The organism is Micromonospora sp. NPDC051924 (assembly GCF_055586005.1).
In genome coordinates this window covers 1-21,565 of record NZ_JBVJJA010000001.1, presented here as the reverse complement: position 1 = coordinate 21,565, position 21,565 = coordinate 1, and the positions used below count along the sequence as shown (strand labels likewise).

The following is a 21,565-nucleotide window of genomic DNA, read 5'->3' as shown; positions in this document are numbered from 1 at the left end:
ACGCACGGGGAGCGCCCATGACCTCGCACCTTCGATCCGTGGCCCGGCTCGGCGCCACACTGCTGCTCGCCTCCGCCGGTCTGGCCGTCGCGGCGGCACCCGCCCACGCCGAGGACCCCGTCGTCGACATCGCGGTGGACGTCGTCGGCACCCGGGTCGCCACGGACGCCATCGGCGGCAAGGTCGCCTGGGTGAAGGTCAGCAACCACGGCACCGTCACGCCGGACCTGATCGCGGTCAACTACAGCGCCCGGGACTTCGACTTTTCCAAGGTGCGGATCGACCCGCTGCTCGAAGGCTGCGACGTCGACGGCGACGAGAAGGACGACCAGTGGGACTGCCCGCTGCCCGCGGACCAGATCCCCGGGCCCGGTGAGACGGTCGAGGTGCCGCTCCTGGTCCTCAAGACCACCGACAAGCTGACCGAGCCGTACCGCACCCGGCTGTGGGTCTCCGTCACCCCGTGGAACGACCACCAGACACTGACCGACGCGAACCCGGCGGACAACGGGACCTACTTCCCGGTGGAGCTGACCCCGGAGAACGGCGCCGACCTGGGGGTGGTGGCCCCGGACGTCAAGCAGGAGATCGCCTTCGACGACGTGCTGGACGACAACCCGAAGACCGGTCCGCTGAACCCGGGCGACAAGACGGTGGTCTTCGCGTACATCGTGAACCAGGGCGACCGCATCGCCGACGGGCTCGACCTGACGATGACGCTGCCGAAGGGCGTGGTCTTCGACGAGAGCATCCAGCTCAAGGAATGCGAGTACAGCGCCGACCGGCGGTCGGCGGACTGCCGGGCGGGCCTGCTCCAGCTGGCGCCGGGCGACGGCGTCGTGGGCGTCTTCCCGGTGGTGCTGGACCTGCGGGCGGACAAGCCCGTGACCATTCCCGGCGGCCTGGTGACGGTGTCGGCGCGGGGCGAGCTCCCGGCCACCGAGGAGAACCTGGACCGCCGGTCCAGCACCCTGCCGTCCTTCCTGCGCACGTCGTCGGGCACGGCGGCACCCACGGCGCGGGAGATCGACCAGAGCGACAACAAGGACGGCTTCGCGTTCGTCGTCACGCCGGCCGCGTCGGGCGGCGGCGCCGGCGGCGGCGAGGAGGAGGAAGGCGGCCTGCCCGTGACCGGCCCACAGGCCGGGCTGATCGGCGCGATTGGTGCTTTCGTGCTGGCCGCGGGCACCGTACTCTTCCTGACGGCGCGCCGCCGTCGGGTGGTCCTGGTGACCCCGGGTGACGAGCGGCCGAACGACTGAGCTCGTCCTCCATCGGCCCATGAGGGCCGTTCACATAACGCACGGCAGCCGGGGCGGGATGGTCCACCATCCCGCCCTCGCTGTGTCCACCGTCCGGACGAGACGGACGACATTCATCGACGTGCCTCTGGCGCGGCGTGACGTCGCTTCGGTACCGTCCCTTCGTTTCCGCAACCTCGTGCACGTTGTCCGCAACCTCGTGCACGTCCCTTACCCCGGGGGATCCATGACTCTCACGCACCGTTCGATGCTGGCCCGTGCCGGCGTCGTGGCCCTGCTCGCCGCCGGTGGCCTGGCCACCGTCGCCGCTCCGGCACACGCCGCCGACCAGGCCGACCTCCAGCTGATCCCGCTGAGCTACCAGCTGGCCAAGGGCGTCGAGGAGGCCAAGGCCAAGCCGTTCAAGTTCCAGGTGGACAACACCACCGGCCCCGTCGACGCCAAGGACGTCCGGGTCGCCGTCGAGACCAAGGGCCTCAAGGACAAGGAGGTCGGCGTGCTCGTTCCCGCCGGCTGCGACGTCGACGGCACCCGGTTCAGCTGCCTCCTCGGCGACCTGGCCGCCGGCACCACCGAGGACTTCGGCATCCCGCTCTTCTCCACCGGTGGCAAGGGTGCCGCCGGCACGCTGGTGGTCACCATCAGCGCGGCCACCGCCGACCCCGACCTGGAGAACAACACCGTCGAGCACGACATCACCGTCACCGAGCCCGGCTACGACCTCACCACCTGGGTGCAGGACGTGTACGCGGACGTGACGGTCGACGCCGACGAGGCCGGTGAGTCCGGGCTGCGCCCGGTCAAGCCGGGCGAGACCGCACCGCTGGACTGGGCCGTCTACAACGACGGCAGCCGCAAGGCCAGCGGCCTGGCGTACGGCATCACCCTGCCGGCCGGGGTCACCTTCGCCGGGCTGCCCGAGGGCTGCGTCGAGCAGGAACTGGGCGGCTTCGCCCAGGCGTACTGCGAGGACAGCGGGGTGGTGCTGCGGCCGGGCGAGTACTACACCGCCGACGTGCGGGTGAAGGTCGGCGCGGACGTGACCGAGCCGGTGCTCCGCCTCGGCTTCGTCTTCGGCGCCGGGCTGGACGCCGCCGTGGGTGAGCCGGCCGGGCAGCCGCAGGTGGCCAGCAAGGCGCAGCGTAAGACGTTCAGCGAGGTCGACGACGGCGACAACACCGCGCAGTTCGACGTCTTCGTCGACCTGACCACCCAGCCCAGGCCGACCCCGACCCCGACCGCGGAGCCGACCCCCAGCGGCACGCCGACCGCACCGCCCACCGCGAGCCCGACCACCGGTGGCGGTGCCGGAGGTGGCGGCGGGCTGCCGGTGACCGGCGTGCAGGCCGGGCTGATCGGCGGGATCGGCGGTGCCGTCCTGCTGGCCGGCGCGGTGCTGATGCTCCTGGCGCGTCGGCGCAAGGTGGTCGTGGTGGCCCCGGGCGACGAGAAGTCCGACGACTGACCGGGTTACCGGCGAGGGGCGGGATGGATGACCATCCCGCCCCTCGGCGTACCCGGGGGTGGCCAGTCACGGGCCGGCTGGCAGAGTGGAGGGGTGAGCCGTACCCCGCAGGGCCAGCGCGCCAGCCTGGACAAGCAGCCGCACGAGGTCGCCGCGATGTTCGACGGCGTGGCCGCCCGCTACGACCTGACGAACACGGTGATGACCGCCGGTCGGGACCGGGCCTGGCGTCGGGCCACCAGGGAGGCGCTCGGCCTGCGTCCGGGGGAGCGGGTGCTGGATGTGGGTGCGGGGACGGGCGTGTCCACCGAGGAGCTGAGCCGCTCCGGCGCGTACGCGGTCGGCGCCGACCTCTCCCTCGGCATGCTCCAGGCCGGTCGCCGAGCCCGGCCGCACCTGCCGCTGCTGGCCGGCGACGCGCTGCGGCTGCCCTTCCCGGATGCGACCTTCGACGCGGTGACCATCTCCTTCGCGCTGCGCAACGTGGTCGACACCCAGGCGGCGCTGCGCGAGTTCGCCCGGGTGACCCGCCCGGGCGGCCGGCTGGTGATCTGCGAGTTGAGCCATCCGACCAACCCGCTGTTCCGCACCGCGTACCTGTCGTACCTGATGCGGTGGTTGCCGACCGCGGCCCGAGTGGTCTCCAGCAACCCCGACGCGTACGTCTATCTGATCGAGTCGATCCGGGCGTGGCCGGACCAGGCCGCCCTGGCGGCGCTGATGCAGGAGGCCGGCTGGGGGCGGGTCGCCTGGCGGAACCTGACCGGCGGGCTGGCGGCGCTGCACCGGGCGATCCGGGACTGACCACCGGAGCACCAACGGCAGGGGATAAACCCGCCCTTTTCGTGAATATCCGTCTTTCGTCTACTTTGCCCCGTAAGCTCGCCCCATGACGGGACCAGACCAGGCGGCCACGGACGACGATGCCGCCGAACTCATCGCCCAGCTGAAGGAGCTGGCCGGCGCGGATCCCGCCGACGTCCGTCAGGTGGTGGCCGAGGTGCTGGCCGCGCTCGACCGGGCCGCCGGGGGCGCGCTGCGCGAGCACCTGCCCGAGACCATCCGGGTCGATGCCGGCCTGGGACCTGCGAAAGCCGCCCGTCCGTGACGCCGAAATGGACTCCGACCGGCGCGTTTCCGGGAAGTTAGGTACCCCTCACCACCTACACGTATGACCCCGGTCATAGACTCCAACCCGATCGGCTTGTGAAGCATTTCACGAGCATGCGGGAGGAGGCGCAGATGACCGCGGTGGAGAACGACGCCGACGTGATCGTCGTGGGCGCCGGTCCCGGAGGATCGGCAACCGCGTACCACCTGGCTCGGCACGGCGTGCGCGTGCTGCTGCTGGAGAAGACCGAGTTTCCCCGGGAGAAGGTCTGCGGCGACGGGCTGACCCCGCGCGCCGTGCGGCAGCTCATCCGGATGGGCGTGGACACCTCGCCCGAGGCCGGCTGGCTGCACAACAAGGGCCTCCGGGTGATCGGTGGCGGGGTACGCCTGGAACTGGACTGGCCCGATCTGGCCAGCTTCCCCAACTACGGCCTGGTCCGGACCCGGCTCGACTTCGACGACCTGCTCGCCCAGCGGGCCGTCGCCGCCGGGGCGAAGCTGCGGACCAGCGTGAACGTGACCGGTCCGGTGCTCGACGCCGACGACCGGGTGATCGGCGTGCAGGCCGAGGTGGGTCCGGAGAATGAACCGGCCACCTTCCGCGCCCCGCTGGTGGTCGCCGCGGACGGCGTCTCCGGCCGCTTCCCGCTCGCCCTCGGGCTGGCCAAGCGGGAGGACAGGCCGATCGGCGTCGCGGTCCGTCGCTACTACCGGTCACCGGCCAAGCACGACGACGATTACCTGGAGTCGTGGCTGGAGCTGCGGGCCAAGGGCAGCGACGGGCTGCTCCCCGGCTACGGCTGGATCTTCGGCCTCGGTGACGGCCGGGTCAACGTCGGCCTGGGCGTGCTCAACTCCTCGGCCGCCTTCGGCAGGACCAACTACCGGCGGCTGCTCACCGACTGGCTGGCCAACACCCCCGAGGACTGGGGGATGACCGACGAGACCAACGCGGAGGGGCCGATCCTCGGCGCCGCGCTGCCGATGGGTTTCAACCGCGTCCCGCACTACACCCGCGGCGTCCTGCTGGTCGGCGACTCCGGCGGCATGGTCAACCCGTTCAACGGCGAGGGCATCGCGTACGCGATGGAGTCCGGCGAGCTGGCCGCCGAGGTGGCGGTGCAGGCGCTCGCCCGGCCGGCCGGCGCCGAGCGGGAGCGGGCGCTGATGGCGTATCCGCAGGAGCTCAAGGCGCGCTTCGGCGGCTACTACCGGCTCGGCGGGATCTTCGTGAAGCTGATCGGCCGTCCGGAGATCATGCGCATCGCCACCAAGCACGGCATGCCGCACCCGGCGCTGATGCGCTTCGTGCTCAAGCTGCTGGCCAACCTGACCGACCCGCGCGGCGGGGACGCGATGGACCGGGTCATCAACGCGATGACGAAGGTGGCACCAGCGGTATAGATCCACCCCCGGCGACGAGGTCGGGTGGGACGTGAATAGTGTGATTTTGGCCAAGCACCCAGGGCAGGGAAGGACGAGCAGGAGACAACGATGACGCTCTCGCCTTACGCACCGATCATCGGGCTCTTCGCCCTCGCCGCGGGGTTCTCGCTGTTCTCCGTGGCCGCCGCGCGCTTCGCCGGGCCGCGCCGCTACAACAAGGCCAAGCTCGAGGCGTACGAGTGCGGCATCGAGCCGAGCCCGCAGCCGGTCGGCGGCGGCCGGTTCCCGGTCAAGTTCTACCTGACGGCGATGCTCTTCATCGTCTTCGACATCGAGATCATCTTCCTGTACCCCTGGGCGGTCTCCTTCGACGCCCTGCCGATCTTCGGCTTCGTGGAGATGGTCCTGTTCATCGTCGCGGTCTTCGTCGCCTACGCCTACATCTGGCGGCGCGGCGGCCTGGACTGGGACTGAGGAAGGTACGCAGATGGGTATCGAGGAGAAGCTTCCCGCCGGCGTCCTGCTCACCTCCGTGGAGAAGCTGGTCAACTGGTCGCGGAAGTCGTCCGTCTGGGGCGCCACGTTCGGCCTGGCCTGCTGCGCCATCGAGATGATGGCGGCCGGTGGCCCGCACTACGACATGGGCCGCTGGGGCATGGAGGTCTTCCGGGCCTCGCCCCGGCAGGCGGACCTGATGATCGTGGCCGGCCGGGTGAGCCAGAAGATGGCCCCGGTGCTGCGGCAGATCTACGACCAGATGGCCGAGCCGCGCTGGGTCATCTCGATGGGCGTCTGCGCCAGCAGTGGCGGCATGTTCAACAACTACGCGATCGTGCAGGGCGTGGACCACGTCGTGCCGGTCGACATGTACCTCCCGGGCTGCCCGCCCCGGCCGGAGATGCTCATCGACGCGGTGCTCAAGCTGCGCGAGAAGATCATGTACGAGCCGCTGGGCCCGAACGGCCGCAAGATGCTGGAGGCCCGCAAGGAGCGCGGTGACGTTCCCGTGGTGCCCTACGGCTCGATGCCCTCGTCGTACCGCAACGACAAGGCCCGGCGCGCCGAGTGGACGAAGGCCGTCCGCGAGGGGCGCGAGGAGCAGCTGCGGATCGAGAACTGGATGAAGGCCCAGAACCACCTGCACCAGCACGGGGGTGTGAAGTGACCGCACCTAGCGAGAAGCCGGGTGGGGGCGTACCGGCACCGACCACGCCGATCGGCTCCACCAGCGGCGCCCCGGCCGAGTTCCCGCCGGCCAGCCCGGCCGGCCGGGGCATGTTCGGCATCCACGGCACCGGCGACGTCTCCGGTTTCGGCGGCCTGGTCCGCCCGCGCAAGCCGATCGAGGAGAGCCCCCGGCCGTACGGCGGCTACTTCGACGAGGTCCGCGACGCGCTGGAGGAGGCGTACCCCGAGTTCGGCGACGCGATCGAGAAGGTCGTGGTCGACCGGGGCGAGCTGACCCTGCACGTCCGCCCGGAGCGGATCGCCGAGGTCTGCCAGGTGATGCGCGATGACCTGGCGCTCCGCTTCGAGCTCTGCTCCTCGGTGTCCGGCGTGGACTACCTGGGCGCCGACGAGCGCCGGCTGCACGTCGTCTACCAGCTCACCTCAATGACCTACCGGCGCCGCGTGCGGCTGGAGGCCGCGGTCTCCGCCGAGGACCCGCACCTGCCGAGCGTCACCGGCGTCTACCCGACCGCCGACTGGCAGGAGCGGGAGACGTACGACATGTTCGGCATCGTCTTCGACGGCCACCCCAACCTGACCCGGATCCTCATGCCGGACGACTGGGAGGGGCACCCGCAGCGCAAGGACTATCCGCTGGGTGGCGTCCCGGTCGAGTACAAGGGCGCCGAGATCCCGCCGCCGGACCGGAGGAGGTCCTACCAGTGACGACGTCGAACTACGCGACCGAGCGCGAGACCACCGAGGGCAAGGTCTTCACCGTCACCGGTGGGGACTGGGACCAGGTCGTCTCCGGCACCGACCCGATCAACGACGAGCGGATCGTCGTCAACATGGGGCCGCAGCACCCGTCCACGCACGGCGTGCTCCGCCTGATCCTCGAGCTGGAGGGCGAGACGGTCCGCGAGGCCCGCTCGGTCGTCGGCTACCTGCACACCGGCATCGAGAAGAACCTCGAGTACCGGAACTGGGTCCAGGGCTCGACCTTCGTGACCCGGATGGACTACCTCTCCCCGCTGTTCAACGAGACGGCGTACGCGCTGGCGGTGGAGAGACTGCTGGGGATCGAGGACGAGATCACCGAGCGGGCGACCACCATCCGGGTCCTGATGATGGAGCTGAACCGGATCTCCTCGCACCTGGTCTGGCTGGCCACCACCGGCATGGAGCTCGGCGCGATCAACATGATGCTGTACGGCTTCCGCGAGCGGGAGCACATCCTGGAGATCTTCGAGATCATCACCGGCCTGCGGATGAACCACGCGTACGTCCGCCCGGGCGGCGTGGCGCAGGACGTGCCGGATGAGGCGATCGTCAAGATCCACGAGTTCCTGAAGCTGATGCCGAAGAAGCTCAAGGAGTATGAGGATCTCCTCTCCGGGCAGCCGATCTGGATCGAGCGGACCAAGAACGTCGCCGTGCTCGACGTGACCGGTTGCCTCGCGCTCGGCGTCACCGGGCCGGTGCTGCGCTCCGCCGGCCTCGCCTGGGACCTGCGCAAGACGATGCCGTACTGCGGCTACGAGACGTACGAGTTCGATGTGCCGACGCACACCGACGGCGACGTGTGGGGCCGATATCTGGTCCGGCTCGCCGAGATCCGGGAGTCGCTCAAGCTCGTCGAGCAGGCGGTGGACCGGCTCAAGCCGGGCCCGGTGATGGTCGCCGACCGCAAGATCGCCTGGCCGGCGCAGCTCGCCATCGGCGTCGACGGCATGGGCAACTCGCTGGAGCACGTCGCCAAGATCATGGGCCAGTCGATGGAGTCGCTGATCCACCACTTCAAGCTCGTCACCGAGGGCTTCCGGGTACCGCCGGGCCAGGTGTACGTCGGTATCGAGTCGCCCCGTGGCGAGCTGGGCGTGCATGCGGTCTCGGACGGCGGCACGCGGCCGTACCGGGTGCACTACCGGGAGCCGAGCTTCGTCAACCTCCAGGCGCTCCCGGCGATGGCCGAGGGTGGCCTGATCGCCGACGTGATCGCCGGTGGCGCCTCGCTGGACCCCGTGATGGGTGGATGTGACCGATGACGACTGCTTTCACTGAAGAGACCCGGGCCCGGGCGCGGGAGATCGTCGCCCGGTACCCGGCGGACCGGTCCCGCTCGGCGCTGCTGCCGCTGCTGCACCTGGTCCAGTCCGAGGAGGGGTACGTCTCCCCGGCCGGTGTCGAGTTCTGCGCCGAGGTGCTCGGCCTGAACAAGGCCCAGGTCGGCGCGGTGGCCACCTTCTACACCATGTACAAGCGCAAGCCCACCGGTGACTACCTGGTCAGCGTCTGCACCAACACCATGTGCAACGTGCTGGGCGGCCAGGAGGTCTACGACACCCTGGCCGAGCACCTCGGCGTCGGACACGACGAGACCACCGAGGACGGCCGGATCACCCTGGAGCACGCCGAGTGCCTGGCGGCGTGCGACTACGGCCCGGTGATGACGGTCAACTACGACTTCTTCGACAACGTCGACGCGCAGTCCGCGCTGGGCGTGGTCGAGGAGTTGCGCGCCGGCGGCCGGCCGATGCCGACCCGGGGCGCCCGGCTCTGCACGCTGAAGGAGATGGCCGTCCAGCTCGCCGGTTTCGCCGACGAGCGCGAGGGCGCGGTGGCCGACGGCGAGCCGGGTGAGCCGAGCCTGCGCGGGCTGCGCCTGGCCGAGCAGCACGGCATCTCGGTGCCGGGCTTCGACCCGAACACGCCGATCCGCAGCAAGGTCGAGGCCGACAAGGCCGCCGCCGAGGCGAAGGCGAAGGCCGAGGCGGCGAAGCCCGCTGCCACGGCCGGCAACGCGGGTGCGGCCGAGCCGGCCAAGCCGGCGGCGGCCACCGGCAGCACCGCTCCGGACGTGAAGGCACCGGACGACAAGTCGCCGCAGGTGCGTACCGCCGAGACCCGGCAGCCGGACGCCCGCACCGCCGTCCCGGACGCCCCGGGCACCAAGGTCCCGACCGATGGTGCGCCGCCGGCGCCGCGCGACGCGCAGGCGGCCGAGGCGGCCGGCGCGGCGGCGAACCCGCCGGCCGGTGACGGTAAGCCCGCGGGTGACGAGGCCGGGGCACAGGAGCGCAACCTGAAGGAGGCTCAGAAGTGACGACGCCTCGACAGGAGACGTTGGCGAAGCTGACGCCGGTGCTGACCAAGCGCTGGCTGTCGCCGGATGCCTGGCGGCTCGGCACGTACGAGAAGCTGGACGGCTACGCCGCCCTGCGCAAGGCGCTCAAGGCCCACCCGGACGACCTGATCCAGTTGATGAAGGACTCCGGGCTGCGCGGCCGGGGCGGCGCGGGCTTCCCGACCGGTCTCAAGTGGGGTTTCATCCCGCAGGGCGACGACAAGCCGCACTACCTGGTGGTGAACGCCGACGAGGGCGAGCCGGGCACCTGCAAGGACCTGCCGCTGATGACGCACGACCCGCACTCGCTGGTCGAGGGCGTGATCATCGCCTCGTACGCGATCCGGGCCAACCGCGCCTACATCTACATCCGTGGTGAGGCGGTGCACGCCGCCCGCCGGCTGCGCAACGCGGTCCAGGAGGCGTACGCCAAGGGCTACCTCGGGCGGAACATCCTCGGCTCCAAGTTCGACCTGGAGCTGGTGGTGCACTCGGGCGCCGGGGCGTACATCTGTGGTGAGGAGACCGCGCTGCTGGACTCGCTGGAGGGCTTCCGGGGCCAGCCCCGGCTGCGCCCGCCGTTCCCGGCGACCCACGGCCTCTACGCCAGCCCGACCGTGGTCAACAACGTCGGCACCATCGCCAGCGTGCCGTACATCGTGCTCGGCGGCGCCGACTGGTGGAAGACCATGGGTACGGAGAAGTCGTCCGGCCCGATGATCTACTCGCTCTCCGGCCGGATCGCCAACCCCGGCCAGTACGAGTGCTCGATGGGGATCACCCTGCGCGAGCTGATCGAGCTGGCCGGCGGCATGCAGCCCGGGCACAACCTGAAGTTCTGGACCCCGGGCGGGTCGTCGACCCCGCTGCTCACCGCCGAGCACCTGGACGTGCCGCTGGACTTCGAGGGGGTGGCGGCGGCCGGCTCGATCCTGGGCACCACGGCCACGCAGATCTTCTCCGACCAGGACTGCCCGGTGTACGCGACCTACCGATGGCTGGAGTTCTACCACCACGAGTCGTGCGGCAAGTGCACCCCGTGCCGCGAGGGCAACTACTGGATGGTCCGGGTCTACCGGCGCATCCTGGCCGGCCAGGGCACCCACGAGGACCTGGACACCCTGCTCGACACCTGCGACAACATCCTCGGCCGCTCGTTCTGCGGTCTGGGTGACGGTGCGACCAGCTCGGTGACCTCCTCCCTGAAGTACTTCAAGCAGGACTACCTCGACTACATCGAGGGACGTACCGCACCGAAGCTGTCGGACAAGCAGCTGGTGGGAGCGCACTGATGACCGACGTAGCCAAGCAGACCGAGACCGTCACGCTCACCATCGACGGCGTCCAGGTCACCGCGCCCAAGGGGGCGCTGCTGATCCGGGTCGCCGAGCAGCTGGGCACCGAGATCCCGCGGTTCTGCGACCACCCGCTGCTGGCCCCGGCCGGCGCCTGCCGGCAGTGCCTGGTGGAGGTGGAGGGCCAGCGCAAGCCGGTCGCCTCCTGCACCCAGACCGTCGCCGACGGGATGGTGGTCCGGACCCAGCTCACCTCGCCGGTCGCCAAGAAGGCACAGGAGGGGGTGATGGAGCTGCTGCTCCTCAACCACCCGCTCGACTGCCCGATGTGCGACAAGGGCGGCGAGTGCCCGCTGCAGAACCAGGCGATGTCGACCGGCCGGACCGACTCGCGGTTCCACGAGCACAAGCGGGAGTACCCCAAGCCGCTGCCGATCAGCACCCAGGTGCTGCTCGACCGCGAGCGCTGCGTGCTCTGCCAGCGCTGCACCCGGTTCTCCGAGGAGATCGCCGGCGACAAGTTCATCGACCTGATGAACCGGTCGTCGGCCGAGGAGATCAACATCTACCGGGACGACGCGTACGGCGAGGAGGGCGACGAGGGGGACGTCCCGTTCAACTCGTACTTCTCCGGGAACACGGTGCAGATCTGCCCGGTCGGCGCGCTGACCGGCGCCCAGTACCGGTTCCGGGCCCGCCCGTTCGACCTCGTCTCCACCCCGAGCGTCTGCGAGCACTGCTCGGCCGGCTGCGCCCAGCGCACCGACTGGCGGCGCGGCAAGGTGCTGCGCCGGCTGGCCGGCGACGACCCGGCGGTGAACGAGGAGTGGAACTGCGACAAGGGCCGCTGGGGCTTCCAGTACGCCCGGGCGTTCGACCGGCTCACCACCCCGCTGGTTCGCGACGAGCGGACCGGTGAGCTGCGCGAGGCGTCCTGGAGCGAGGCGCTCACCCGGGCCGCCGAGGGGCTGCGCGCCGCCCGGGACGGCGGGCAGGGCTCGGCCGTGCTCACCGGCGGCCGGCTGACCGTCGAGGACGCCTACGCGTACGCCAAGTTCGCGCGGGTCGCACTGCACACCAACGACATCGACTTCCGGGCCCGCCCGGTCTCCCGCGAGGAGGCCGATTTCCTGGCCAGCAGCGTCGCCGGGGTCACCGACGTGACCTACACGGACGTGGAGAACGCGCCCGCGGTGGTGCTGGTCGGCCTGGAGCCGGAGGAGGAGTGCCCGATCCTCTTCCTGCGGCTGCGCAAGGCGTACCTGAAGAAGAAGCTCACGGTGTACGCCATCGCGCCGTTCGCGACCCGCGGCCTGGAGAAGCTCGGGGCCAAGCTGGCCCGGGTGGTGCCGGGCGAGGAGGCCAGCGTGCTGGCCGAGCACGCCACGGTGGCCGAGGCGCTGAGCCGGCCGGGCGCGATCCTGATCGCCGGCGAGCGGCTCGGCTCGGTGCCGGGCGGGCTCTCCGCCGCGGCGGACGTCGCCCGGCGTACCGGGGCCAAGCTGGCCTGGGTGCCGCGGCGCGCGGGTGACCGCGGCGCGGTCGACGCGGGCTGCCTGCCCAACCTGCTCCCCGGCGGGCGCCTGGTCACCGAGCCGGCGGCCCGCGCCGAGCTGGGCGAGGCGTGGGACATCCCGGCCGGGGTGATCCCGAGCCAGGCCGGCCGGGACACCGACGGCATCCTCACCGCGGCCGCCAACGGTCAGGTGGGGGCCCTGGTGGTGGCCGGCGTGGACCCGGCCGACCTGGCCGACCCGCGGCTGGCCGAGCAGGCCCTCGACGCGGTGCCGTTCCTGGTCAGCCTCGAACTGCGGATGAGCGCGGTGGCCCGCCGGGCCGACGTGGTCTTCCCGGTCGCCCCGGTGGTCGAGAAGGGCGGCAGCTTCCTGGACTGGGAGGGCCGGCTGCGCACCTTCGACGCCGTGCTGGAGACGGACGCGATGACCGACGGCCGGGTGCTCGACGCGCTCGCCGCCCAGCTCGACGTGCGACTCGGCGCCGGCGACGTGATGAGCGTCCGCCGGGAGCTGGGCGCGCTGCCGCCGACCCGGGTCGACCGCCCGGGCGCGCCGGCGGTCGAGCCGGAGGCGCTGCCGCAGCCCGGCGCCGGGGAGGCCGTGCTGGCCACCTGGCACCAGCTGATCGACCTCGGCAGCCTCACCGACGGCGACGAGCACCTCGCCGGCACCGCCCGCCCGCCGGTGGTCCGGCTCGGCAAGGGCATCGCCGAGGCGCTCGGCGTGGCCGACGGTGACCCGGTGACCGTGGGCACCGACCGCGGCGCGGTCACCCTGCCGGCGGCGATCACCGAGATGCCGGACGGCGTCGTCTGGCTGCCGACCAACTCACCCGGCTCGACCGTCCGGCGCAGCCTCGGCGCGACGTCCGGTGCGGTCGTGAAGGTCTCCGCCGCCGCGGTCGCCGCGGACGCGGCCGGTCGCCCGGGTCCGCTCCTCAACGCTGGGGGTGTTCAATGAGCCCGGTCCTCGCGGCCGCACAGGATCCGACGCTGGCCGACTTCGGCAAGGACCCGTGGTGGCTGGTCCTCATCAAGATCCTGTTCGCCTTCGTCTTCGGTCTGCTGGCCACGCTGCTCGGCGTCTGGTTCGAGCGGCGGGTGGTCGGTCGCATGGCCGTGCGGCCCGGCCCGAACCAGGTCGGCCCGTTCGGCCTGCTGCAGACCCTCGCCGACGGCCTGAAGATGGCCTTCAAGGAGGACATCCTCCCGCGGACCGCCGACAAGGTCGTCTACTTCTTCGCGCCGACCATCTCGGTGATCTGCGCGGTCACCGCGCTGTCGGTGGTGCCGTTCGGGCCGAAGGTCAGCATCTTCGGGCACTGGACGCCGCTGCAGGTCACCGACGTGTCGGTGGCGGTGCTGGTGCTGCTGGCCTGCTCCTCGATGGGCATCTACGGCATCGTGCTCGGCGGCTGGGCCTCCGGCTCGACCTACCCGCTGCTGGGCGGTCTCCGGTCCAGCGCCCAGATGATCTCGTACGAGGTCGCCATGGGGCTGAGCATCGTGGCGGTGTTCATGACCGCCGGCACGATGTCGACCAGCGGGATCGTGGCCGCCCAGGCGCACGGCTCGAAGCTGGACGTCCTCGGCTGGAACGTCACCGCCCCCGGCTGGTACGCGATCCTGCTGCTGCCCAGCTTCGTCATCTTCTTCATCGCCACCGTCGGTGAGACCAACCGGGCGCCGTTCGACCTGCCCGAGGCGGAGTCGGAGCTGGTCGCGGGCTTCATGACCGAATACAGCTCGCTGAAGTTCGCGCTCTTCATGCTCTCCGAGTACGTCTCGATGGTGACCATGTCCGCGGTCACCACCACGCTCTTCCTGGGCGGGTGGCGGGCCCCGGCCCCGATCACCACCTTCTGGGCCGGCGCCAACTCCGGCTGGTGGCCGATGCTCTGGTTCTTCGGCAAGGTGCTGATCCTGGTCTTCGTCTTCGTCTGGCTGCGGGGCACCCTGCCCCGGCTCCGGTACGACCAGTTCATGCGCTTCGGCTGGAAGGTCCTGCTCCCGATCAACCTGGTCTGGATCCTGGTCCTGGCCGGCCTGCGCTCGATCGAGGACTGGCAGACCAGGGACCGGCTGCTCGCCACCGGCATCGGCGCGGGCGTCCTGCTGCTGGCCACGCTCTTCTGGCCGAGCCGGAAGAAGGAGCCGAAGCCGGCGCTGCAGGAGCAGGTCAACAGCCGGCCGCACGGCAGCTTCCCGCTGCCCCCGATGGACCTGCAGGTACCACCGAGCCCGCGCACCAAGCGCGTGGTCGCCGAGCGGGAGCCGGCCAACGTCGTCGCCGGCACGGACTCCAGGGAGGTGTGACGTGGGCGCAATCACCGGAACGTTCAAGGGCTTCGGGGTCACCTTCTCGCACATGTTCAGGAAGGTCGTCACCACCGACTACCCGTTCAAGCCGCCGGTCTCGGCGCCGCGCTACCACGGGCGGCACATCCTGAACCGGCACCCCGACGGGCTGGAGAAGTGCATCGGCTGCGAGCTGTGCGCCTGGGCCTGCCCGGCCGACGCGATCTACGTCGAGGGTGGCGACAACTCCGAGGAGCAGCGGTTCTCCCCGGGCGAGCGGTACGCCAGCGTCTACCAGATCAACTACGCCCGCTGCATCTTCTGCGGGCTCTGCATCGAGGCCTGCCCGACCCGCTCGCTCACCATGAGCAACGAGTACGAGCTGGCCCGGGACAACCGGCAGGATCTGATCTTCACGAAGGAGCAGCTGCTCGCGCCGCTGCTGCCCGGGATGGAGCAGCCGCCGCACCCGATGCGGCTGGGTGACAGTGAGAAGGACTACTACGTCGGCGGCCTGACCAACCCGGGCACCTCGGCCGGCGCCGAGCGTTCGCCGATGGGGCCCGGCCGGTACCAGCTGGACGAGCACCCCGGGGTGACGTTCCCGGGCGCCGAGCAGGCGGCCCAGCGGGCGGCGGCAGGCAAGGGAGACACGGCATGACCACGCAGACGGTGCTCGCCGAGGCGGCCTCGGTCGGTGGCGGCGAGGCGGTGACGTTCTGGATCCTCGCCCCGCTGGCCCTGATCGGCGCGATCGGCATGGTGTGGGCCCGCAACGCGGTGCACTCGGCGCTCTGGCTGGTGCTGACCATGCTCTGCCTGGGCGTGTTCTACGTCCTCCAGGCCGGGCCGTTCATCGGCATGGTGCAGATCATCGTCTACACCGGCGCGATCATGATGCTGTTCCTGTTCGTGCTGATGCTGGTCGGCCGGGACGCCTCCGACTCGCTGATCGAGACGCTGCGCGGGCAGCGCACGGCGGCGATCGTGCTGGCCCTCGGCTTCGCCGGGCTGGTCGGCACGGGCCTGTACCGGGCGCTCGACGGCGTCCGGGCGGTCGGCCTGGACAAGCCGAACGCCGAGGGCAACGTGCAGGGCATCGCCCGGCTGCTCTTCACCAAGTACGTCTTCGCCTTCGAGCTGACCTCCGCGCTGCTGATCACGGCGGCCGTCGGCGCGATGGTGCTGGCGCACGTCGAGCGGCGCAAGGAGGACCGGATGGACCAGATCGCCACCATGAAGGCCCGGTTCCGCCCCGGCAACTACCCCGGCCCGAAGCCCGGACCGGGCGTCTTCGCCACCTCGAGTTCGGTGGCCACGCCGGCCCGCCTGCCCGACGGCCGGCTGACCGAGCGGAGCATCCCGGAGATCCTGCCGGCCCGGGAGCTGACCGCCGAGGAAACCTCCCTGAAGGGGACGGAAAGGAAATGAGCACTTTCTTCTCGGTCGAGCCGAACTACTACCTGGTCCTCGCCGCGGTGCTCTTCACCATCGGCGCGGTCGGGGTGCTGGTCCGGCGGAACGCGATCGTCCTGTTCATGTGCGTCGAGCTGATGCTCAACGCGGCGAACCTGACGCTGGTCACCTTCAGCCGGATCAACGGCGACCTGAACGGCCAGATCATGGCGTTCTTCGTGATGGTGGTGGCGGCGGCCGAGGTCGTGGTTGGGCTGGCGATCATCATGTCGATCTTCCGGACCCGGCGCTCGGCGAGCGTCGACGACGCCAACCTGCTGAAGTACTGAGGGGCCTGCGGTGGAAGAGACTGTGCGATTCGCGGAAGCCTCCGGGTTCCTCGGCAGCGTCTGGCTGCTGGTGGCCATCCCGCTGGTCAGCGCGGCGATCCTGCTGCTGCTCGGCCGGCGGGCCGACCGCTGGGGCCACTGGCTGGGCGTGGGCGCCATCGGCGCCGCCTTCGTGCTCGGCCTGACCTACTTCTTCCAGCTCCGTGGGCTGGAGAACAAGCAGGTCCAGCTGAGCCTCTGGCAGTTCATCACGGCCGGCGACCTGAAGGTGGACTTCGGTCTGCTCTTCGACCCGCTGGCCGCGGTCTTCGTCCTGCTGATCACCGGGGTGGGTTTCCTGATCCACCTGTACGCGGTCGAGTACATGGCGCACGACGAGGGCCGGCGGCGGTTCTTCGGGTACTTCAACCTGTTCGTCGCCGCGATGCTGCTGCTGGTGCTCGGCAACAACTACGTGATGCTCTACTTCGGCTGGGAGGGCGTCGGTCTGGCGTCGTACCTGCTGATCTCCTTCTGGTACGGCCGGCCGAGCGCGGCCACCGCCGGTAAGAAGGCGTTCCTGATGAACCGGGTCGGTGACGCCGGCCTGGCCATCGGCATCTTCGTCCTGTTCGCCCAGCTCGGCAGCACCCAGTACGAGGACGTGTTCAACGGCGTCGGCGCGCTGAGCCAGACCACCGTGCTGGTGCTCGGCCTGCTGCTGCTGCTCGGCGCGACCGGCAAGTCCGGTCAGTTCCCGCTGCAGGCGTGGCTGCCGGACGCGATGGAGGGCCCGACCCCGGTCTCCGCGCTCATCCACGCGGCCACCATGGTCACCGCGGGCGTCTACCTGATCGCCCGCTCCAACCCGATCTTCTCGGCCAACACGGCCCTGCAGTTGGTGGTGGTCAGCGTCGGCGCGATCACCCTGCTGATGGGCTGCCTCATCGGCGCGGCCAAGGACGACATCAAGCGGGTGCTGGCCTGGTCCACGGTGAGCCAGATCGGCTACATGTTCCTCGGCGTCGGCCTCGGCGGCGCGGCGTACGCGCTGGCCATCGTGCACCTGCTGGCGCACGGCTTCTTCAAGGCCAACATGTTCCTCGGCGCCGGCTCGGTCATGCACGGCATGAACGACCAGGTGGACATCCGCCGCTTCGGCAACCTGTCGAAGTACATGAAGGTCACCTGGCTGACCTTCATGATGGGCTGGCTGGCCATCATCGGCATGTTCCCGTTCTCCGGCTTCTTCTCCAAGGAGCCGATCATCGTGGCCGCGTTCGAGCGGGAGGGCTGGACCGCCTGGCTCTTCGGCACGGCGGCGCTGGTCGGCGCCGGGCTCACCGCGTTCTACATGACCCGGCTCTTCGTGCTCACCTTCCACGGCCCGGCCCGCTGGACCGAGGACATCGAGCACCCGCACGAGTCGCCGAAGCTGATGACCATCCCGCTGATCCTGCTGGCGATCGGCTCGGTCGGGGCGGGCTTCCTGCTCGCCACCTCCGTGCCGGACTGGCTGGAGGCGACCGCCGGCCTGGGCGGTCAGGAGAAGGGCCACGAGGCGGTCCTCGCGCACTGGCTGATCACCACGCTGTCGCTGCTGGTGACCGTGCTCGGCGCCGGACTGGCCTGGTTCCTGTTCCGCAACGGCACGGCCACCGAGCCGCAGCCGGCCGGCGTGCTGGTCACCGCCGCCCGCCGGAACCTCTACACGGACGCCTTCAACGAGGCGGTCTTCGAGAAGCCGGGCATCTTCCTCACCCGGGCGCTGGTCTTCCTCGACAACCGGGGCGTCGACGGGCTGGTCAACGGCCTCGCCGCCGCGGTGGGCGGGGGCTCCGGCCGGCTCCGGCGGCTGCAGACCGGTTTCGTGCGGTCGTACGCGACCTCGATCCTCACCGGCGCGCTGCTCGTGGTGGCGGCGTTCCTGGCGGTGCAGGCGGGGTGGTTGGCGTGATCGACCTGAACGCGGCCGCCCCCGCCGGCGGGCCACGCAGTCACGACGGAGGTAAGGCCGAATAATGTCCAACTTCCCGTTCCTCTCGGTGCTGACCGTGGCACCGCTGGTCGGCGCCCTGGTCGTGGCCCTGCTGCCGCGTCGGCGGCCGGACCTGGCCAAACTGGTGGCGTTCGGCTGGTCGCTGCTGGTGCTGGTGCTCTCGGTGGTCATGTGGATCGCCTTCCAGGCCGACGGTGACCGGTTCCAGTTCCGCGAGTCGTACGCGTGGATCCCGAACTGGGGCGTCAACTTCACCTTCGAGGTGGACGGCATCGCGCTGGTCATGCTGATGCTGATCGCGATCCTGGTGCCGCTGGTGATCCTGGCCTCCTGGCACGACGCCGAGCAGTCCAAGCGCTCGGTGCCGGTCTACTTCGCGCTGCTGCTCGTCCTCGAGTGCACGATGATCGGCGTCTTCGCGGCCGCCGACGTCTTCCTCTTCTACGTGTTCTTCGAGGTCATGCTGGTGCCGATGTACTTCCTCATCGGCAGCTACGGCGGCCACCAGCGGCAGTACGCGGCGGTGAAGTTCTTCCTCTACTCGCTGGTCGGCGGTCTGTTCATGCTCGCCGCGGTGATCGGCCTCTGGGTGGTCGGTGGGAAGACCTTCGACTGGCAGGCGCTGAGCCAGGTCGACATCGACGTCAACACGGCCCGCTGGCTCTTCCTCGGCTTCTTCCTCGCGTTCGCGATCAAGGCGCCGTTCTTCCCGTTCCACACCTGGCTGCCGGACGCCGGTGGCGCGGCCCCGGCCGGCGCGGCGGCGCTGCTGGTCGGCGTGCTGGACAAGGTCGGCACCTTCGGGATCCTGCGGTACTGCCTGCCGCTCTTCCCCGAGGCGTCCAAGTGGTTCGCACCGTGGGCGCTGGCGCTCGGCGTGATCGGCATCATCTACGCCGCGCTGCTGGCGGTCGGGCAGAACGACCTCAAGCGGCTGGTGTCGTACACCTCGATCGCGCACTTCGGCTTCATCGGGGTGGGCATCTTCGCCTTCACCACCCAGGCCGGCACCGGCGCGGTCCTCTACATGCTCAACCACGGGCTGGCCACCGGCCTGCTCTTCCTGGTGGTGGGCATGCTGATCGCCCGCCGCGGCTCGGCGCTGATCAGCGACTTCGGCGGGGCCGGCAAGCTGGTCCCGCTGCTGGCCGGGGTGCTCTTCTTCGCCGGTCTCGCCTCGCTGGCGCTGCCCGGCACCGCGCCGTTCGTCTCCGAGTTCCTGGTGCTGATCGGCACGTTCACCACCAACAAGCCGGTCGCGGTGATCGCCACGCTCGGCATCATCCTGGCCGCGGCGTACGTGCTGTGGATGGTGCAGCGCACCACCCAGGGCACGCTCAACCCGGCCCTCACCGAGGTCGACGGCATGCGCCGTGACCTGACCCTGCGCGAGAAGATCGTGGTCGCCCCGCTGATCGCGCTCATCGTGCTGCTCGGCTTCTATCCGAAGCCGGTCACCGATGTCATCAACCCCGCCGTCAAGGCGACCATGCAGGACGTGGGTCGGACCGACCCCGCGCCGGCGGTCGGCACCGTCCAGGAGGCCGCGAAGTGAGTGAACTGAAGCTGCCGTCGCTCGACTACGCGGCGCTGGCTCCCATCCTGATCCTGTTGGGCGCCGCCCTGGTCGGCGTCCTGGTCGAGGCGTTCGTGCCGCGCCGCCTGCGCAACGGGGTGCAGCTCGCGCTCGCCCTGCTGGCGGTGCTCGCCGCGCTGACCATGGTGATCCTCAACGCCGACGACCGGCTGCTCACGGCCGGCCAGGCCATCGCCGTGGACGGGCCGACGCTCTTCCTCCAGGGCGCGATCCTGATCCTGGCCACGATGGCGCTGCTGCTGATCGGCGAGCGTTCGGTGGAGCGGGGCGGGGCCTTCGTGGCCCACGCCGCGGTCACCGCCGAGTCGCCCGAGGACCGGCGGCAGGCCGAGGGCGCGGGCGGCACCACCGAGGTGTACCCGCTGGTCACCTTCGCGATCGGCGGCATGCTGATCTTCGTGGCGGCGAACGACCTGCTCACCATGTTCATCTCGCTCGAGGTCTTCTCGCTGCCGCTCTACCTGCTCTGCGCGCTGGCCCGCCGCCGGCGGCTGCTGAGCCAGGAGGCGGCGATGAAGTACTTCCTGCTCGGCGCGTACGCCTCGGCGTTCTTCCTGTTCGGCGTGGCGCTGGTGTACGGCTTCACCTCGGGCATCCCGGGTCGTACGGCCGGCGTCGACTTCGCCACCATCCACGCGGCGGTGGCCGACTCGTCGGCCAGCCCGACGCTGCTCTACGCCGGCATGGCGCTGCTCGCCATCGGTCTGCTCTTCAAGGCTGCCGCCGCGCCGTTCCACGTCTGGACGCCGGACGTCTACCAGGGCGCACCCACCCCGGTGACCGGCTTCATGGCCGCCTGCACCAAGGTCGCCGCGTTCGGCGCCCTGCTGCGGGTCTTCCATGTCGCCTTCTCCGGGGCCGCCTGGGACTTCACTCCGGTGCTGGGCACGGTGGCGGTGCTGACCATGCTGGTCGGCGCGGTGCTGGCGGTGACCCAGACGGACATCAAGCGGCTGCTGGCCTACTCGTCCATCGCGAACGCCGGCTACCTGCTGGTGGGCGTGCTGGCCCCGAGCAAGGACGGGCTCTCCGGCACGATGTTCTACCTGGTCGCGTACGGCTTCTCGGTGATCGCCGCGTTCGCCGTGGTGACCCTGGTCCGGGACGCCGATGGCGAGGCCACCCACCTGTCCCGCTGGGCCGGGCTGGGGCGGCGGTCGCCGTTCTTCGCCGCGATCTTCACCTTCATCCTGCTGGCCTTCGCCGGTATCCCGCTGACCAGCGGGTTCACCAGCAAGTTCGCGATCTTCGCCCCGGCGCTGGACGCGAACCAGGCCTGGCTGGTGATCGCCGGCGTGCTGACCAGCATGGTGCTGGCCTTCCCGTACCTGCGGGTCGTGGTGATGATGTGGCTCTCCGAGCCCGGTGACGCCACCCCGACGGTCGCCGTGCCGGGCGCGCTCACCTCGGCGGCCCTGGTCATCGGCGTGCTCGCCACGCTGATCCTCGGTGTCGCCCCGGCGCCGCTGCTCGACCTGGCCAACGGTGCCGCCGAATTCGTCAGATGACAGAGGTCGTTCCCGCCGGGGGCCGGTACGCGTCGCGTACCGGCCCCCGGTCCGTATCCCCCTCCCCTGGGAGGTTGAACCGGGGTGGTGAGGTTGAAGGAATGG

At 70.6% G+C, this 21,565-nt stretch carries 19 protein-coding genes; all 19 read left to right on the top strand.

The genetic code is table 11. From position 1 onward, the window contains the following. Positions 1–17: 17 nt before the first annotated feature. Positions 18–1,262: a hypothetical protein gene (locus tag ACZ6S5_RS00095; RefSeq protein ID WP_465996089.1), complete on the top strand. Its 1,245-nt coding sequence runs from the start codon at positions 18–20 to the stop codon at positions 1,260–1,262. Between the two features lie 226 nt (positions 1,263–1,488). Continuing rightward, the gene (locus ACZ6S5_RS00090) at positions 1,489–2,727 is read left to right on the top strand and encodes a cell wall anchor protein (RefSeq protein WP_465996087.1); all 1,239 of its coding nucleotides are present in this window, start codon (positions 1,489–1,491) and stop codon (positions 2,725–2,727) included. Positions 2,728–2,820: 93 nt separating this feature from the next. Further along, positions 2,821–3,531: a demethylmenaquinone methyltransferase gene (locus ACZ6S5_RS00085; protein ID WP_465996509.1), complete on the top strand. Its 711-nt coding sequence runs from the start codon at positions 2,821–2,823 to the stop codon at positions 3,529–3,531. An 85-nt stretch (positions 3,532–3,616) separates the two neighbouring features. Further along, the gene (locus tag ACZ6S5_RS00080; protein WP_465996085.1) at positions 3,617–3,835 is read left to right on the top strand and encodes a hypothetical protein; all 219 of its coding nucleotides are present in this window, start codon (positions 3,617–3,619) and stop codon (positions 3,833–3,835) included. A gap of 134 nt (positions 3,836–3,969) precedes the next feature. Then, on the top strand, positions 3,970–5,244 hold the full coding sequence (locus ACZ6S5_RS00075) for a geranylgeranyl reductase family protein (protein WP_465996083.1): 1,275 nt from the start codon (positions 3,970–3,972) through the stop codon (positions 5,242–5,244). Positions 5,245–5,334: 90 nt separating this feature from the next. Then, positions 5,335–5,700 (top strand): NADH-quinone oxidoreductase subunit A, encoded by a 366-nt coding sequence (locus tag ACZ6S5_RS00070; RefSeq protein ID WP_465996081.1) that lies wholly within the window; start codon positions 5,335–5,337, stop codon positions 5,698–5,700. A 13-nt stretch (positions 5,701–5,713) separates the two neighbouring features. After that, entirely contained in the window at positions 5,714–6,391 is a 678-nt protein-coding gene (locus ACZ6S5_RS00065; protein ID WP_465996079.1) for a NuoB/complex I 20 kDa subunit family protein, read from the top strand. Next, positions 6,388–7,122: an NADH-quinone oxidoreductase subunit C gene (locus ACZ6S5_RS00060; RefSeq protein ID WP_465996077.1), complete on the top strand. Its 735-nt coding sequence runs from the start codon at positions 6,388–6,390 to the stop codon at positions 7,120–7,122. The genes ACZ6S5_RS00065 and ACZ6S5_RS00060 overlap by 4 nt, the downstream gene beginning before the upstream one ends. After that, positions 7,119–8,444, top strand: a complete 1,326-nt coding sequence (locus ACZ6S5_RS00055) for an NADH-quinone oxidoreductase subunit D (RefSeq protein WP_465996075.1) — start codon at positions 7,119–7,121, stop codon at positions 8,442–8,444. Before ACZ6S5_RS00060 ends, ACZ6S5_RS00055 begins: the two co-directional genes overlap by 4 nt. Continuing rightward, positions 8,441–9,502, top strand: coding sequence for an NADH-quinone oxidoreductase subunit NuoE (gene nuoE / locus ACZ6S5_RS00050; RefSeq protein ID WP_465996073.1), 1,062 nt, complete (start codon positions 8,441–8,443; stop codon positions 9,500–9,502). Before ACZ6S5_RS00055 ends, nuoE begins: the two co-directional genes overlap by 4 nt. Beyond that, positions 9,499–10,815 (top strand): NADH-quinone oxidoreductase subunit NuoF, encoded by a 1,317-nt coding sequence (gene nuoF, locus ACZ6S5_RS00045; protein WP_465996071.1) that lies wholly within the window; start codon positions 9,499–9,501, stop codon positions 10,813–10,815. The genes nuoE and nuoF overlap by 4 nt, the downstream gene beginning before the upstream one ends. Then, positions 10,815–13,295 (top strand): NADH-quinone oxidoreductase subunit G, encoded by a 2,481-nt coding sequence (locus tag ACZ6S5_RS00040; RefSeq protein WP_465996069.1) that lies wholly within the window; start codon positions 10,815–10,817, stop codon positions 13,293–13,295. Before nuoF ends, ACZ6S5_RS00040 begins: the two co-directional genes overlap by 1 nt. Beyond that, positions 13,292–14,650 carry an NADH-quinone oxidoreductase subunit NuoH gene (gene nuoH, locus ACZ6S5_RS00035; RefSeq protein ID WP_465996067.1) on the top strand — a complete coding sequence of 453 codons (1,359 nt, stop codon included), beginning with the start codon at positions 13,292–13,294 and terminating at the stop codon, positions 14,648–14,650. Before ACZ6S5_RS00040 ends, nuoH begins: the two co-directional genes overlap by 4 nt. Position 14,651: 1 nt before the next feature. After that, the gene (nuoI, locus tag ACZ6S5_RS00030) at positions 14,652–15,293 is read left to right on the top strand and encodes an NADH-quinone oxidoreductase subunit NuoI (protein WP_465996065.1); all 642 of its coding nucleotides are present in this window, start codon (positions 14,652–14,654) and stop codon (positions 15,291–15,293) included. Beyond that, positions 15,290–16,063 carry an NADH-quinone oxidoreductase subunit J gene (locus tag ACZ6S5_RS00025; RefSeq protein ID WP_465996063.1) on the top strand — a complete coding sequence of 258 codons (774 nt, stop codon included), beginning with the start codon at positions 15,290–15,292 and terminating at the stop codon, positions 16,061–16,063. Before nuoI ends, ACZ6S5_RS00025 begins: the two co-directional genes overlap by 4 nt. Beyond that, entirely contained in the window at positions 16,060–16,377 is a 318-nt protein-coding gene (nuoK, locus tag ACZ6S5_RS00020) for an NADH-quinone oxidoreductase subunit NuoK (protein WP_465996061.1), read from the top strand. Before ACZ6S5_RS00025 ends, nuoK begins: the two co-directional genes overlap by 4 nt. A 10-nt stretch (positions 16,378–16,387) precedes the next feature. Continuing rightward, on the top strand, positions 16,388–18,313 hold the full coding sequence (nuoL, locus tag ACZ6S5_RS00015) for an NADH-quinone oxidoreductase subunit L (RefSeq protein ID WP_465996059.1): 1,926 nt from the start codon (positions 16,388–16,390) through the stop codon (positions 18,311–18,313). A gap of 64 nt (positions 18,314–18,377) precedes the next feature. After that, positions 18,378–19,910 carry an NADH-quinone oxidoreductase subunit M gene (locus tag ACZ6S5_RS00010; RefSeq protein ID WP_465996057.1) on the top strand — a complete coding sequence of 511 codons (1,533 nt, stop codon included), beginning with the start codon at positions 18,378–18,380 and terminating at the stop codon, positions 19,908–19,910. After that, positions 19,907–21,460, top strand: a complete 1,554-nt coding sequence (gene nuoN / locus ACZ6S5_RS00005; RefSeq protein WP_465996055.1) for an NADH-quinone oxidoreductase subunit NuoN — start codon at positions 19,907–19,909, stop codon at positions 21,458–21,460. The genes ACZ6S5_RS00010 and nuoN overlap by 4 nt, the downstream gene beginning before the upstream one ends. The last annotated feature ends 105 nt before the right edge of the window (positions 21,461–21,565 follow it).

Coding starts and splice junctions, on each gene's coding strand:
- nuoH (WP_465996067.1), top strand. CDS start 13,292: ATGAGCCCGGTCCTCGCGGCCGCACAGGATCCGACGCTGGCCGACTTC.
- nuoK (WP_465996061.1), top strand. CDS start 16,060: ATGAGCACTTTCTTCTCGGTCGAGCCGAACTACTACCTGGTCCTCGCC.
- ACZ6S5_RS00065 (WP_465996079.1), top strand. CDS start 5,714: ATGGGTATCGAGGAGAAGCTTCCCGCCGGCGTCCTGCTCACCTCCGTG.
- nuoE (WP_465996073.1), top strand. CDS start 8,441: ATGACGACTGCTTTCACTGAAGAGACCCGGGCCCGGGCGCGGGAGATC.
- ACZ6S5_RS00080 (WP_465996085.1), top strand. CDS start 3,617: ATGACGGGACCAGACCAGGCGGCCACGGACGACGATGCCGCCGAACTC.
- ACZ6S5_RS00070 (WP_465996081.1), top strand. CDS start 5,335: ATGACGCTCTCGCCTTACGCACCGATCATCGGGCTCTTCGCCCTCGCC.
- ACZ6S5_RS00025 (WP_465996063.1), top strand. CDS start 15,290: ATGACCACGCAGACGGTGCTCGCCGAGGCGGCCTCGGTCGGTGGCGGC.
- ACZ6S5_RS00095 (WP_465996089.1), top strand. CDS start 18: ATGACCTCGCACCTTCGATCCGTGGCCCGGCTCGGCGCCACACTGCTG.
- ACZ6S5_RS00010 (WP_465996057.1), top strand. CDS start 18,378: ATGTCCAACTTCCCGTTCCTCTCGGTGCTGACCGTGGCACCGCTGGTC.
- ACZ6S5_RS00040 (WP_465996069.1), top strand. CDS start 10,815: ATGACCGACGTAGCCAAGCAGACCGAGACCGTCACGCTCACCATCGAC.
- ACZ6S5_RS00075 (WP_465996083.1), top strand. CDS start 3,970: ATGACCGCGGTGGAGAACGACGCCGACGTGATCGTCGTGGGCGCCGGT.
- ACZ6S5_RS00090 (WP_465996087.1), top strand. CDS start 1,489: ATGACTCTCACGCACCGTTCGATGCTGGCCCGTGCCGGCGTCGTGGCC.